Raw genomic sequence first — 13,577 nt, 5'->3', positions numbered from 1 at the left:
GGGCGGCGTCCCTCGAAGCCCTCGGATCCTACGCCGCCGCCCGGCCTGCCCGTCCGTGCGGTTCCCGCCGTCTTCGGGCAGCCTCGTCACGCCGCCTTTCGCTCGGAAGCCGGGTCCGGCTGATGCGTTACCGCATCAGGTTGCAAAAATATCGTGCAAGTAGAACGGTTGCACGCAACTCAGATCATCGATCCAAGTATCTGTATTTATAACAGTTATAAAACATAGATCTTGCATACATCATTCCGCCTTTGCCATACGCGACACGCAGTTCGTGGTGTCCTCTTAGGTTTTTGTAACCTAAGCTAAAAGCGTTCCGGAAGAAGATGTTCGAAGATCGTGGCGTTCCCGCTCGGCTATCTCCGCGTGCGGGCTGGATTTTACGCTTGATGGCCTCGACGGTCCTTTCGGGAACGGCCCTCTGCGGCCTCTCCGCACCGGGCCTCGCGCAGGATGCTGCCGGCGCCATCGAACTGTCCGAACTGAGCGTGACCGGTGAGGGCCGCGGCGCCACGCTCGGCGGCGCGCTCTACGGTCCCGGCGGCGCCCTCGGCGCGGTTCCGGGCTACGTCGCCAGCCGCAGCACCGTCGCCACCAAGACCGACACGCCGATCCTGGAGACGGCGCAGTCGATCTCCGTCGTCGGCCGCAAGCAGATCGAGGACCAGAACGCGCTCACCATCAACCAGGCGCTGCGCTACACCCCGAGCGTCACCACGGAGCAGCGCGGCGGCGCCGGCTCGACCCGCCTGGAGCAGTTCTACATCCGCGGCTTCACCGCCCCGATCTTCCTCGACGGCCTGCCGCTGCCCGGCAGCCGCGACGCCTCGCCCACCATCGATCCCTATCGGCTGGAGCGGGTCGACATCATCAAGGGACCGGCCTCGGTGCTCTACGGGCAGTCGGGCCCCGGCGGCATCGTCAACCTCGTCTCCAAAGTGCCCCAGTTCGTCCGCCACAACGAGATCTTCGTCCAGGGCGGCGGCTTCAGCGAGGTGCGCGGCGGCTTCGATGTCGGCGGCCCGGTCGGCGACGGCAGCGGCGGCGTGGCCGACCAGTTCGCGTACCGGGTGGTGGGCCTCGGCTGGAAGGGCGACGGGCCGGCGGTGACGACGCAGGTCGAGCGCTTCTTCATCAATCCGAGCCTGACCTGGCGGCCCGACGCCGACACGCAGCTCACGATCATCGGCCAGTACCAGCGCGATCCGTTCTCAGGCTTCTACGGCGGCTTCCCGGCGGTCGGCACGGTGTTCGCGCGAAACTTCGGCAACGGCGTGTTCGGGCGCCTGCCGGTCGATTTCTACGACGGCGACCGAGGCATCGAGCGCTCCGACCGCACCCAGGCCTCGATCAGCTACCTGTTCGACCACCGCCTCAACGAGAACCTGCGCTTCCACTCCGCCGGCCGCTACCTGCGCACCGAGGGTGATTATCGCAGCGTCTACAGCGCCTTCAACACGCAGAACGGTCCCTTCGCCAGCGGGCCGGTCATCCCCCGCTCGGTGGGCGGCACCCAGGTCGGCATCGACGCCTGGACCATCGACAACAATTTCGTGGCGAATTTCGACACCGGCCCGGTGGCGCACACGGCGCTGCTGGGCGTCGATCACCGCACGTTCCGCACCCGCACCCTGGCCGGTCCGTTCAACCCGGCGCCGGGCCTGAACGCGCTCAATCCGAACTACGACATGAACGTCGCGTTCCCGGCCTTCACCTCGGACGCGACCATCACCGCCGAGCAGACCGGCGTCTACTTCCAGGACCAGATCAAGTTCGACCGGCTCGTCCTGACGCTCGGCGGGCGCTACGACGTCGCCCGGCAGAGCGGCCCGACGCGCACGCTCGCCACGGGCGCCCTGGCGATCCAGAACGTCCCGGCCGACGCCTTCACCGGGCGGGCGAGCCTCCTCTACCTGTTCGACAACGGCATCGCGCCGTACGTCTCCTACAGCGAGGCGTTCGAGCCGATCGCCACGGGCCGCATCTTCGACACGACCTTCGGCACGGTCGGGCGCATCCCGGACCCGGTCTCCAGCAACCAGTACGAGGCCGGCATCAAGTACCAGCCGCCCGGCACCGACATCCTGCTGACGGCCGCCGCCTTCGACATCCGCCGCTCCAACGCGACGCAGCCCGACCCGAACAACAGCGGCTTCGTGGTGCAGACCGGTGAGGTCGGCGTACAGGGCATCGAGTTCGAGGCGCGGGCCAACATCAACGAGAACCTGACCCTGATCGGCGGCTTCTCGATCCTCGACATCAAGAACACCCGCGACATCACCAACACCACCAACGACCTCACCGGCCAGCCGGTGCCGCTCGTCGGCCGCAGCCCGGTGCTGGTGCCCGATTCCACCGCCTCGCTGTTCGCCGATTACCGCTTCACCGACGGGCCGCTGCTGGGCCTCCAGGTCGGCGGCGGCGTGCGCTATCTCGGCCCCTCCTGGGGCGACCCGGCCAACACCTTCAAGGTGCCGGAGAGCGTGCTCGTCGACGCGGTGGCGAGCTACGACCTGAAATATCTCGACGCGACGCTCCAGGGCTTCCAGATCCAGCTCAACGCCCAGAACCTGCTCGACGAGCGCTACGTGACCGGCTGCTTCTCCTATTCGGGCTGCTATTACGGGCTTCCGCGCACCGTCTATGCAACCCTGCGCTACCGCTGGTAGGAGGCCCCGCATGGCGGCACAGGGCAGATCAACGGCGCTCGCGCGGGCTTCCGTGGCCGGCCGGGTCGTGCTGGCGGCGGGCGGCGGCTACGGCGTCGCGGCGCTCGCCACCGCGCTGCTGTCGCTGACCCTGCCGATGGCGCGCTCGGAAGCCGTGGCGACGGCGACGCTTCTCAGCTTCGCGGTGATGGCGGGCATCGTCGTCCTCGTCTTCGCGACGCGCACGCTCCTGCGCGCGCTCCTGATCGTGGCCGGCACCGCCCTCGTGCTCGGCGCGCTCCTCTGGCTGGCGATGGGAGGATCCGCGCCATGAAGGGAAGCTTCCGCCAGTCGATGGCGTGGCTGCACACCTGGTCCGGCCTGATCGTCGGCTGGGTGCTGTTCGCGATCTTCGTCACCGGCACCGCGAGCTACTACCGGCCGGACATCTCCCGCTGGATGCGCCCCGAATTCACGCGGGCCGAGCCGGTGGAGGGGGCCGCCCTCGGGCCGGCGGCCGAGCGGGCGGTGGCCTATCTCGGCGAGCACGCCGCCAAGGCCCGGACGTGGTTCATCGGCCTGCCCCAGCCCGACAAGCCGGTTCTCGACCTGTTCTGGCGCACCCGGCCCGGCGAGCCGCCGGGCCATGTCCTGCTCGATCCGCGCACCGGAAACGAGTCCACCGTGCGGGAGACCCAGGGCGGCGACTTCCTCTACCGCTTCCATTTCGAGCTGCACATGCCGCCGCTCTGGGGGCGCTGGGTCGTCGGAATCTGCGCGATGATCATGCTGGTGGCGCTGATCTCCGGCATCGTCACCCACAAGCGGATCTTCGCCGACTTCTTCACCTTCCGCCGCGGCAAGGCGCCCCGGCGCAGCTGGCTCGACGCCCACAACGTCACCGGCGTGCTGGCGCTGCCGTTCCACCTGATGATCACCTATACCGGGATCGTCACGCTCGCGACCTTCTACATGCCCTGGGGCGTCACCGCCGCCTACAAGGGCAACGCCCAGGCCTTCTTCAGCGAGGCGAGCTGGATCACCACCCCGCGCCCGCCCGCGAACCGGCCCGCCGCCCTCGCCCCGGTCGGGCCGATGGTGGAGCAGGCGCGCGCGGCCCGATCCGAGCCGCTGGAGCGGCTGATGATCGTCAATCCGGGTGACGCCAACGCCACCGTGGTCGCGGTGTTCGAGGAGCCGCACGGCCTCTCGCACGAACATCCGCAGATCGCCTTCGACGGGGTGAGCGGCGCGATCCTGGAAGTCCGCGACGGCGGCCTCAAGCCCGCGGCCAAGACCTTCACGGTGATGACCGGCCTGCACGAGGGCCATTTCGCCGGCCCGATGCTGCGGCTCCTGTTCTTCCTGTGCGGGATCATGGGCTGCGCCATGGTCGCCACGGGGGTCGTGCTCTGGTCGCTGGCGCGCCTGCCGAAGGCGGGGGAGCGCCCCTTCCTCGGCCTGCGGCTGGTCCAGGCGCTCAATGTCGGCAGCATCGCCGGCCTGCCGGCGGCGGTCGCCGTGTACTTCCTCGCCAACCGGCTCCTGCCCCTCGATCTCGCCGGACGCGAGGAGTGGGAGATCCGCGCCTTCTTCGGGGCCTGGATCCTCGCGGCCCTGGTGCCGCTCGCCCGCCCGCAGCGCCGGGCGTGGTGCGAGGGTCTGGCCGCCGTGTCGGTGCTCTGCCTCGCGGTGGTCGCGGCCGACCTCCTGACGATCTCCGACCATCCCCTGCGGCTCGGCGGGGGCGATTCGGTCTTCGCGTGGTTCGACGGGGCGATGCTGCTGCTCGCGGGCCTGTTCGCCCTCGCCGCCCGCAAGGTGCTGCGCTACGAGGCGCCCAAGAAGGAGCACATGCGGGAGCGGGCCGCCAAGCCGGCGCCCGTGCCCGCCGCCCCCCAGCCCGCGCGGCGCCCGGAGCCGACCCACGCATGACGCCCCTCGTCCTGGCCGCGAATCTGGGCCTCAGCTTCGCCGCGCTCGCCGCCCTCTGCCTGAGCCTCAACCGGCACCATGCGGAGGTGTTCGACCGCAAGGCGGAGCGGGCGGCGGTCCTGCGCCTGCGCCTGTTCGGCTGGGGGGCGATCGCCCTCTCCTTCTTCGTCGCCGGGCTGTGGGAGGGCTGGGCCTTCGGCCCCGTGCAGTGGATCGGCGCGCTCACCGGGGCCGCCGTGGGGCTGGTGCTGCTCCTGTCCTACCGGCCGCGCTACGTCGCGCCCGCCGCACTCGCCGCGCTGGCCGCCTCGGCCCTGCCGCTGGCGGTCCTCGCCGTCGCGGCCTGATGCGCCCGCTCCCGCCGCTCGAAGCGCTCGCCCATGCGAGCCGGCTCCTCGAAGCGCAGGGTTTTCGCGAGACCGCCCGCAACGAGCGCGGCGACAGCCGCTATCTCGCCCGCGGCGAGGGTCCGGAGCGGCTGCGCCTGTCGAACCATGCCCGCACCCCGAAGCAGCGGCGCATCCATCCGGAGGTGATGGCGAGCCTCGTGATCCGCGCGCCGAAGACGGAAGCGCAGGTCTCCGCCCTGGTCGCGGCGGCCCTGCGCGACTTCGCCGGCGGCCTCGCCCGGCGGGACGCCCGCCTTACAGAGCCGCGCTGAGGCGGCGCATCCGGCGCCGCTCGGCGGGGATCTCGAACACCCCCGACCACAGCCCGACCCGGCGGCCCCAGGCACGCCGGTCCTGGGCCTCGTACGCGGCCGAGGCGCTCCGGTCGGCGATGGCGTAGCCATTGGTCACCATCCAGGCGGCGAGGTCGTCGCCGTCGCGCCGGCACAGGGCGGTGGCGGTGCCGTCGGCGCCCGCGCCGCGCGGCTCGCAGGTCACGCTCTCGCCGCCGATCCGCGCCGCCAGGGCCTCGGCGGCACCGCGGCCGCAGGAATAGTCGCGCTCATGCCCGTCGGAACAGGTCTGGTCGAGATCGGGCGCGTCGATGCCGTAGAGCCGCAGGCGCCGGCCGCCGATCTCGAGCGTGCTCCCGTCGATCACGGTGGCGGGGCCGCTCACGGCCTGGGGCGCCACCTCGCCCGCCCGGGCCGGGAGCGTCTGAGATCCGGCGAGCAGCGCGAGGGCCGGGACGAGGAGCGCTCCCAGCAGGCGCCGGGTGCCCGGCTCCTCCGGAGGCCGATCGGCGTTGGATCGGGCCGGGCTGGCGATGGTGCCGACGAGGCAGGCGGCGTAGATCAGCAGGATGGTGGCGGTGAGCGACATCGGAAGCAGTCTCGCGAGGAGAGGGTGGCCAGCGCGCCGGTCAGGGCCGCGCCGTCGATGCCGCCTTCTCGCAAACCCGAGGGCGCGCGAGCCTGACGCCCTCTGTCAGCCTCGCGTCAGCCGGGCTCGGGCACATCCGCCTCGCGCCCTCTCCCGTGCCCCGATGTCCCCTTCCCTGCTCCGCCCGCTCCTCTTCGCCCTCGTGGCCCTCGTCGCCCTCGCCCCGGTGCTGGCAGCCGTCCCGGCACGGGCCGACAGCGACGGCGAGCGGGCGCGGCGGGCCCTGGAGCGGGGCGAGATCCGTCCCCTCGACGCGGTGCTCGCCGCCGCCCGCGCCGCCGTGCCGGGGGACGTGGTGGCGCTCGACCTCAAGCGCGACGATGGGCGCTGGCTCTACAAGCTGCGCATCCTCGGCACCGACGGGCGGCGGCGCGACGTGAAGATCGATGCCAGCTCCCTCAAGCTTCTGGACGTGGACGACGATGATTGAGGCCTGGATCGAGGCCGGCACGGGGCGGGAGGCGGCATGCGCATCCTCGTCGTAGAGGACGAGCCGCGCATCGCGGCCGATATCCGCGAGGGTCTGGAGCGGGCCGGCTACGTCGCCGAGATCGTCGGCGACGGCGAGGCGGCGTGGTTCCAGGCCGAGACCGAGACCTACGACGCTATGGTGCTCGACCTCGGCCTGCCGCGCCTCGACGGGCTCGGCGTGCTGCGCCGCCTGCGCGGGGCCGACGTGCCGCTCCCGGTGCTGATCCTCACCGCCCGCGACGGCTGGCGCGAGCGGGTTGAGGGGATCGATGCGGGCGCCGACGACTACCTCGTCAAGCCGTTCCGGATGGAGGAGCTGGTGGCGCGGCTGCGCGCGATCCTGCGCCGCACCGCCGGCCACGCCTCCCCCGTGCTGCGGGCGGGCGCGGTCGAACTCGACACCCGCACCCGCGCCGTCTCGGTGGCGGGCCGCGAGACCGATCTCACCGCGCTCGAATACCGCCTGCTCGCCTTCCTGCTGCATCGCCAGGGTCAGGTGGTGGCGGCGGGCGAGCTGCTCGACCATCTCCACGGCAGCGACAGCGACCGCGAGGCCAACGCTCTCGAAGCCCTGCTGACCCGGCTGCGGCGCAAGCTCGGCCCCGGCATCATCGAGACCCGCCGCGGCCACGGCTACCTCGTGCCGTCCGATCCGCCGTGAACAGCGGCTCGCTGCGCCTGCGCCTCGGGCTCGCCGCCGCCGGGCTGATCGCCCTGGCGCTGGTCCTGGCGGGCGTCGGGCTGACGCTGATCTTCGACCGGGTGCTCGACGCCCGCACCGCCGACGGGCTCGACCGCACCGCCAAGCTCATCGCCGGGCAAGTCGCCCTGGCGCCGGACGGCACCCTGACCCTGCCGCGCGAGCCGCCGGATTCGCGCTTCTTCGCGCCCTATGGCGGGCTCTACTGGCAGGTGGAGCGCGCGGGCGGCCCCGCCCTGCGCTCGCGCTCGCTCTGGGACCGCGGCCTCGTCACGGTGCCGGACGCCGCGCAGGAGCCCGCGGTCGGCGACCTCGCCGGGCCGGATGGCGGAGCCCTGATCGCCGTCACCCGGCGCGTGTCGATTCCGGCCAACGGCGCCACCGTGGCGCTTACCGTCACCGTGGCCGAGGACCGCCGCGACCTCGCCGAGAGCCGCGCCACCTTCCTGCGCCTGCTGGTGCCCTCGCTCGGCGCCCTGTTCGTCGCGCTGACGCTCGCCATGTCGCTGTTCGTGCGCCGGGCCCTGGCGCCGTTCCGGACGCTGCGGGCGGATCTCGCCGCGATCCATGCGGGGACGCGGGCCCGGTTGCCCGAGACCTTTCCCGAGGAGGTGCGCCCGCTGGTGGCCGACCTCAACCGCCTGCTCGACGCGCAGGAGCGCGACCTGGAGCGGGCCCGCACGGGGGCCGGCGACATGGCCCACGGCCTCAAGACCCCGCTCGCGGTGCTCGACGCGCTGGCCCGCCGCACGGAAGGCCAGCATCCGGCGCTGGCGGCGGAGATCGCGGAGCAGGCCCAGGCCATGGGCCGGCAGGTCGAGCGCACCCTCGCCCGGGCGCGGGCGACTTCGGGCGGCTTGCGGCGCAGGGCCAGCCCGGTCGCTCCGACGGTGGCGAAGATCGTCGGCGCCCTCAAGCGCCTGCCCGAGGGCGAGGCCCTGCGCTGGGAGATCGCGGTCCAGGAAAACCTCGCCTTCCCCGGCGACGAGGGCGACCTCACCGAGATCCTGGGCAACCTCCTCGACAATGCCCGCAAATGGGCCCACCGCCGCATCCGCGTCTCGGGCGACTTGGAGGGCGGGGAGGCCTGCCTCGTGCTGGAGGATGACGGCCCCGGCATGAGCGAGGCGGCGATCGCCGGCATCGCCCGCGGCCGGCGCTGGGACGAGACCCGGCCGGGCACCGGCTTCGGCATCGCCATCGCCCGCGACCTCGCGGAGGGGGCCGGCGCGCGGATGCGGCTCGGCCGCTCCGATCTCGGCGGCCTGCGGGTGGAGCTGCGCTGGCCCGTTCCGGAATCGTGAGAGACGCGGCGGAGGCCGCGTCAGGCCGCTTGCCCGAGGGCGCCGAGCAGGTCGGAGCGGCAATAGGGCTTCGGCAGGAAACAGCCCGCATCGGGCAGGTCTGTGCTGCCCGGCCGGACCCGGCCCGAGGTGACGACGAGGCGGATATGCGGCCAGCGCGCCCGCACCCGGGCGGCGAGCGTCAGCCCGTCCATCGAGCCCGGCATGTCGATATCGGTGAACAGCGTGCCGAAGGCCTGCGCCTTTCGCTCCAACAGCCGCAGGGCCGTGTCGGCATCCGGAGCCTCGGCCACCGGCAGGCCGGCATCCTCCAGCATGTCCACGGCGACCATGCGCACGAAGCTCTCGTCCTCGACGACGAGCACGTGAGAGGCATCTGTAGGGGTGGCGGACTTTGACAGAGAAGACATCGGCGCGAGCGGTTTCGAGGAACGGGACGGCTTTCCTCAAAGTGCCCGCACCGCGATTGGTTTCAGCGGAGCCGCAGAAGTTTTCACGAAAAGTCCGCGAAAAATCCGCAAGAGATCGCGGCGGGGTGCGGGCGGCGGGCGCACACAGGACTGCGTATTGCCAACCCCCCGGCCTTTGCATTACGGGAGCCCGGACCTGGGCGCTCGAGGCCCGCCATGACGCCTTCATGACGACGCTCCCGGCCTTTCCCGCCGCCTGCGCCCGGCGCCGGATTCGGCGCTCGCGCCGTCCCCCCCCATCCCTGCCGCAGCGCTCCGCCCCGTCGAGGGCAGGCGCGCGGGTGGCATGTCCCGGCATCGGAGCGGGCGCAACGCCCCCGGTGACGACCCGCGGGGAAGCCCTCCGCGGGGCCGCCGTCTTGGAGAATTGCCGTGGCGCCTGAATCCGTGCGTGAATCCGCGCAGTCGTCCATGAGCCCACCCACCGGCGCGCCCGCCCTGCCGAAGGTCGCCACCGGCATCGACGGCTTCGACGCCATCACCTTCGGCGGCCTGCCGAAGGGGCGGCCCTCGCTGGTCTGCGGCGCCGCCGGCTGCGGCAAGACGCTGTTCGCCACGACCTTCCTCGTCAACGGTGCGACCCGCTTCGACGAGCCCGGCGTGTTCATGAGCTTCGAGGAGCGCGCCGAGGATCTCGTCGCCAACGTCGCCTCCCTCGGCTACGACCTCGACGCGCTGGTGGCGCAGGGCAAGCTCGCCATCGACCACGTCCGCGTCGAGCGCTCCGAGATCGAGGAGACCGGCGAGTACGACCTCGAAGGGCTGTTCATCCGCCTCGGCTTCGCGGTGGATTCCATCGGCGCCAAGCGCGTCGTGCTCGATACGATCGAGACCCTGTTCGCCGGCTTCTCCGACGAGACGGTGCTGCGCGCCGAACTGCGCCGCCTGTTCGGCTGGATCAAGGACCGGGGCCTAACCGCGATCATCACCGGCGAGCGCGGCGACGGCCAGCTCACCCGCCAGGGAATGGAGGAATACGTCTCCGACTGCGTGGTGCTGCTCGACAACCGGGTCGAGGACCAGATCACCACCCGGCGCCTGCGCGTGGTGAAGTATCGCGGCTCGGCCCACGGCACCAACGAATACCCATTCCTGATCGATGCCGAGGGCATCAGCGTCCTGCCGGTCACCTCGGCCGACCTCGACTACCGCATCGCCGAGGGCGTGATCTCCACCGGCATCCACGGCCTCGACGCGATGCTCGAACCCGGCGGCTTCCACCGCGGCACCAGCATCCTGATCTCGGGCGAGGCCGGCACCGGCAAGACCATGATCTCGTCGAGCATGATCGACGCGGCCTGCGCCCGGGGCGAGCGCTGCATGGCCTTCGTGTTCGAGGAGAGCGGCGACCAGATCACCCGCAACGCCCGCTCCATCGGCCTCGACCTCGCCCGCCACGTGGAATCGGGTCTTCTGCGCTTCGAGGCGGCGCGCCCGAGCCTCTACGGCCTGGAGATGCATCTGGCGCGGATGCACCGGGACATCGACCGGTTCGCGCCCAGCCTGGTGGTGATCGATCCGCTCTCGGCGCTCCGCGGTCCGCCGGCCGAGCTGCAGGCGACGATGCTGCGCATGATCGACCTGCTGAAGAGCCGCGGCATCACCGCGGTCTTCACCAGCCTGCGCGAGGATGGCGAGATCGACCGCGACAGCGCGATCGGCGTCTCCTCGCTGATGGATGCCTGGATCAAGCTCCTCAACGTCGAGGCCAACGGCGAGCGCTCGCGCACGCTCTACGTCATCAAGGCCCGCGGCATGCGCCACTCGAACCAAGTGCGCGAGTTCACCCTGTCTCGCGAGGGCATCACCCTGGTCGATGCCTATATCGGCCCGGCGGGCGTGCTGACCGGCACCGCCCGGGTGGTGCAGGAGGCGGAGGAGGTCGCCGCCGCCCTGCGCCGCGAGCAGGAGAACCGCCGCCGCCAGCGCGAGGCGGAACGGCGGCGCCAGTCGCTGGAACGCCAGATCGAGGAACTGCGCGCCACCCTGGAAGCCGTGGAAGAGGAAGAGGCCGTGCTCTTGAACGAGGACGAGATGCGGGAGGCCCTGCTGGCGAGCGAGCGGCGCACCCTCGCCACGCGCCGGGGAGGCACGAAATGAGCGGGCCGGGACCGACCGGGGACGGGCTCGAGGCCGACGGCGCCGTGGACGAGGGCCACTACCATCTGCGCCTCTACGTTGCCGGGCAGACCGCCAAGTCGCTGGCGGCGATGGCCAACCTCAGGCGCTTCTGCGAGGAGCACCTCGCCGGCCACTACGACATCGAGGTCATCGACCTGATGAAGAACCCGCAGCTCGCCGCCGGCGACCAGATCCTGGCGATCCCGACCCTGGTGCGGCGCCTGCCCGCGCCGCTCAAGCGGATCATCGGCGACCTCTCCAACACCGAGAAGGTCCTGGTCGGCCTCGATATCCGCCCGAAGGTCGACGGGCTTTGAGCGGCGGGGCCATCACGGGCGGCGGGACCGGCGGGCGCACCCGGCTGCGCCTCTACGTCGCCGGCACCTCGCCGCGCTCGACCCGCAGCATCGAGAGCGTGCGCCGCCTGTGCGAGCGCTGGCTCAAGGACGCCTGCGACCTCGAAGTGGTCGACATCTACCAGCAATCGGCCCTCGCGGGCGCCGACGGCGTGGTCGCGGCGCCGACCCTGGTGCGGCTCTCGCCTCTCCCCGCCCGGCGCATCGCCGGCGACCTGAGCGACGAGCGGCGCGTCCTCGACGGTCTCGGTCTCGACGAATTCGGGCTCGACGGACCCGACATCCCGCCGGCGGATCCGGAAGCGGCGTCGCGCGAGGCCTTGGGCGGAGGCGCCGGTGAGCGCTGAGGCCGATGCCCTCGCCGCGCAGGCGCGCATCCGCGAACTGGAGACGCGGCTGGAGGAGGTCGAAGACACCCTCGCGGCGATCCGCCGGGGCGATTTCGACGCCATCGTGGTGGAAGGGCCGAGCGGCGAGCGGCTGGTCTACACCCTGGAGAATGCCGACCGGCCCTACCGGGTGCTGATCGAGCAGATCCAGGAGGGCGCCTTCACCCTCGGCCCGGACGGGACGCTGCTCTACTGCAACCGTCGCCTCGCCGAGACCCTGGGTACGCCCCAGGAACGCCTGATCGGCCAGCCCTTCGCGCGCTTCGCCGCCAGGGATCAGGAGGCAACCCTCGCTGCCCTGGTCGCCCAGGCCGCGCGGATGCCGGCCCGCGGCGAGATCGCCCTGTGCGACGAGGGGGGGATCGAGCGCCCGGCCTACCTCTCGCTGAGCCGCCTCGACGGCGACGGCGACACCCTGCTCCTGTGCGGCGTGATCACCGACCTCACGGCCGAGCGGCTGCGCCTGCACGAACTCGCCGAGACCAACGAGCGCCTGCGCGCCGAGGTGGCCGAGCGCGAGCGGATCGAGGAGGCCCTGCGCCAGTCGCAGAAGATGGAGGCGGTGGGCCAGCTCACCGGCGGCGTGGCGCACGACTTCAACAACCTGCTCACCGTCATCAAGTCCTCCACCGACCTGCTCAAGCGCCCCGACCTCGCCGAGGAGCGCCGCCGCCGCTACGTCGACGCCATCTCCGACACGGTGGGACGCGCGGCCAAGCTGACGGGCCAGCTCCTCGCCTTCGCCCGGCGCCAAGCGCTCAAGCCCGAGGTGTTCGATGCCGGCCGCGGCGTCGCCTCGGTGGCCGACATGGTCGGTACGCTCACCGGCGCGCGCATCCAGGTGAAGACCCTGATCGAGCCCTGTTTCGACGCGGCGGGCGAACCCTTCGCCTGCCTCGTGGAGGCCGATCCGAGCCAGTTCGACACGGCACTCGTCAACATGGTCGTCAACGCCCGCGACGCCATGGACGGCGAGGGCACGCTCACCATCCGCGTCGGCCATGCCGGGCAGATCCCGGCGCTGCGCACCCATCCGGCGGTGCCCGGCGACTTCGTGGCGGTCTCGATCTCGGACACCGGCTCCGGCATCGCGCCCGCCGACCTGTCGCGGATCTTCGAGCCGTTCTTCACCACGAAGGGCGTCGGCCAGGGCACCGGGCTCGGCCTCTCCCAGGTGTTCGGCTTCGCCAAGCAATCGGGCGGCGACATCGCGGTGGAGAGCGTGCTCGGCCAGGGCACCACCTTCACCCTGTTCCTGCCCCGCGCCAAGATCGCCCCGACCCTGCCGGAGGCCGCCGACGAGCCCGAGCCGCTGGCCCCCGGTCACGGCACCTGCGTTCTGCTGGTGGAGGACAACCGCGAGGTCGGCGCCTTCGCGACGCAGGCACTGGCCGAACTCGGCTACGGCACCGTCTGGGCGACGGATGCGGAGCAGGCGCTGGCCGAACTCGCCCGCACGCCGGACCGGTTCGACGTCGTGTTCACCGACGTGGTGATGCCCGGCATGAACGGCGTCGAACTCGCCCGCACGATCCTGAGCCAGACGCCGGGCATGCCGATCGTGCTCTCCTCCGGCTACAGCCACGTGCTGGCCGAGGACGGGCGCCACGGTTTCCCGCTGCTGCACAAGCCCTACTCGGTGGAGGATCTCTCGCGCATCCTGCGCCGGGCGATCCAGCGGCGCAGCGCTCGGGCGAAATGATTTGCCCTTCGCCGCAACGGCTTGGCTTGCGGGCAAGAAAAAAGGCTCGGATTGCTCCGAGCCTTGAAGGAAAAAGGCCATTGGGGGCTGAACTGGCCTTCGTAACCAGACAATGCGCCGGAGGCGGAACGGTTCCGCAAAAAAGTTTCG

The 13,577-nt window shown here is 71.6% G+C and carries 14 protein-coding genes; 12 read left to right on the top strand and 2 right to left on the bottom strand.

The window, feature by feature from the left end:
- The first annotated feature begins 326 nt into the window (after positions 1-326).
- Genes MPPM_RS22040 through MPPM_RS22020 form a run of 5 tightly spaced genes read left to right on the top strand, consistent with a single transcriptional unit; the run spans position 327 to position 5,244 of the window.
- Positions 327-2,669 carry a TonB-dependent siderophore receptor gene (locus MPPM_RS22040; protein ID WP_096486887.1) on the top strand — a complete coding sequence of 781 codons (2,343 nt, stop codon included), beginning with the start codon at positions 327-329 and terminating at the stop codon, positions 2,667-2,669.
- Positions 2,670-2,679: 10 nt separating this feature from the next.
- On the top strand, positions 2,680-2,982 hold the full coding sequence (locus MPPM_RS22035; RefSeq protein ID WP_096486886.1) for an iron transporter: 303 nt from the start codon (positions 2,680-2,682) through the stop codon (positions 2,980-2,982).
- The gene (locus tag MPPM_RS22030; protein WP_096486885.1) at positions 2,979-4,583 is read left to right on the top strand and encodes a PepSY-associated TM helix domain-containing protein; all 1,605 of its coding nucleotides are present in this window, start codon (positions 2,979-2,981) and stop codon (positions 4,581-4,583) included. Before MPPM_RS22035 ends, MPPM_RS22030 begins: the two co-directional genes overlap by 4 nt.
- On the top strand, positions 4,580-4,930 hold the full coding sequence (locus MPPM_RS22025; RefSeq protein ID WP_096486884.1) for a DUF3325 domain-containing protein: 351 nt from the start codon (positions 4,580-4,582) through the stop codon (positions 4,928-4,930). Before MPPM_RS22030 ends, MPPM_RS22025 begins: the two co-directional genes overlap by 4 nt.
- Complete coding sequence (locus MPPM_RS22020; protein WP_096486883.1) at positions 4,930-5,244, top strand: hypothetical protein; 315 nt, start codon at positions 4,930-4,932, stop codon at positions 5,242-5,244. The genes MPPM_RS22025 and MPPM_RS22020 overlap by 1 nt, the downstream gene beginning before the upstream one ends.
- Here the strand turns inward: MPPM_RS22020 and MPPM_RS22015 are convergent.
- Positions 5,228-5,854 carry a thermonuclease family protein gene (locus tag MPPM_RS22015; RefSeq protein ID WP_096486882.1) on the bottom strand — a complete coding sequence of 209 codons (627 nt, stop codon included), beginning with the start codon at positions 5,852-5,854 and terminating at the stop codon, positions 5,228-5,230. The genes MPPM_RS22020 and MPPM_RS22015 overlap by 17 nt on opposite strands.
- A 163-nt stretch (positions 5,855-6,017) precedes the next feature.
- Here MPPM_RS22015 and MPPM_RS22010 point away from each other — a divergent pair, with 163 nt between their 5' ends.
- From MPPM_RS22010 to MPPM_RS22000, 3 genes are read left to right on the top strand one after another with little or no spacing between them, the layout of a single operon-like run.
- Positions 6,018-6,344 carry a PepSY domain-containing protein gene (locus MPPM_RS22010; protein WP_096486881.1) on the top strand — a complete coding sequence of 109 codons (327 nt, stop codon included), beginning with the start codon at positions 6,018-6,020 and terminating at the stop codon, positions 6,342-6,344.
- A gap of 36 nt (positions 6,345-6,380) precedes the next feature.
- Positions 6,381-7,046, top strand: a complete 666-nt coding sequence (locus tag MPPM_RS22005; protein WP_096486880.1) for a response regulator transcription factor — start codon at positions 6,381-6,383, stop codon at positions 7,044-7,046.
- Positions 7,043-8,389 carry an ATP-binding protein gene (locus MPPM_RS22000; protein ID WP_096486879.1) on the top strand — a complete coding sequence of 449 codons (1,347 nt, stop codon included), beginning with the start codon at positions 7,043-7,045 and terminating at the stop codon, positions 8,387-8,389. Before MPPM_RS22005 ends, MPPM_RS22000 begins: the two co-directional genes overlap by 4 nt.
- A 20-nt stretch (positions 8,390-8,409) precedes the next feature.
- On the opposite strand, the gene MPPM_RS21995 is transcribed toward MPPM_RS22000, so the two are convergent.
- Entirely contained in the window at positions 8,410-8,799 is a 390-nt protein-coding gene (locus tag MPPM_RS21995; protein ID WP_096486878.1) for a response regulator, read from the bottom strand.
- A 471-nt stretch (positions 8,800-9,270) separates the two neighbouring features.
- Between MPPM_RS21995 and kaiC the strand changes: the two genes are divergently transcribed.
- The 4 genes from kaiC to MPPM_RS21975 are packed head-to-tail and all read left to right on the top strand — an operon-like array spanning position 9,271 to position 13,427.
- Positions 9,271-10,959, top strand: coding sequence for a circadian clock protein KaiC (kaiC, locus tag MPPM_RS21990; RefSeq protein WP_096486877.1), 1,689 nt, complete (start codon positions 9,271-9,273; stop codon positions 10,957-10,959).
- Positions 10,956-11,297, top strand: a complete 342-nt coding sequence (locus MPPM_RS21985) for a circadian clock KaiB family protein (RefSeq protein ID WP_096486876.1) — start codon at positions 10,956-10,958, stop codon at positions 11,295-11,297. Before kaiC ends, MPPM_RS21985 begins: the two co-directional genes overlap by 4 nt.
- Positions 11,294-11,683, top strand: coding sequence for a circadian clock KaiB family protein (locus tag MPPM_RS21980; protein ID WP_096486875.1), 390 nt, complete (start codon positions 11,294-11,296; stop codon positions 11,681-11,683). The genes MPPM_RS21985 and MPPM_RS21980 overlap by 4 nt, the downstream gene beginning before the upstream one ends.
- Complete coding sequence (locus MPPM_RS21975) at positions 11,673-13,427, top strand: ATP-binding protein (RefSeq protein WP_096486874.1); 1,755 nt, start codon at positions 11,673-11,675, stop codon at positions 13,425-13,427. The genes MPPM_RS21980 and MPPM_RS21975 overlap by 11 nt, the downstream gene beginning before the upstream one ends.
- Positions 13,428-13,577: the final 150 nt, after the last annotated feature.

Origin of the sequence: Methylorubrum populi, from assembly GCF_002355515.1 — a bacterium.
Classification (GTDB): Bacteria; Pseudomonadota; Alphaproteobacteria; order Rhizobiales; family Beijerinckiaceae; genus Methylobacterium; species Methylobacterium populi_A.
The sequence above is the reverse complement of the archived record's forward strand: the minus strand, read 5'-3'. Positions and strand labels throughout refer to the sequence as shown.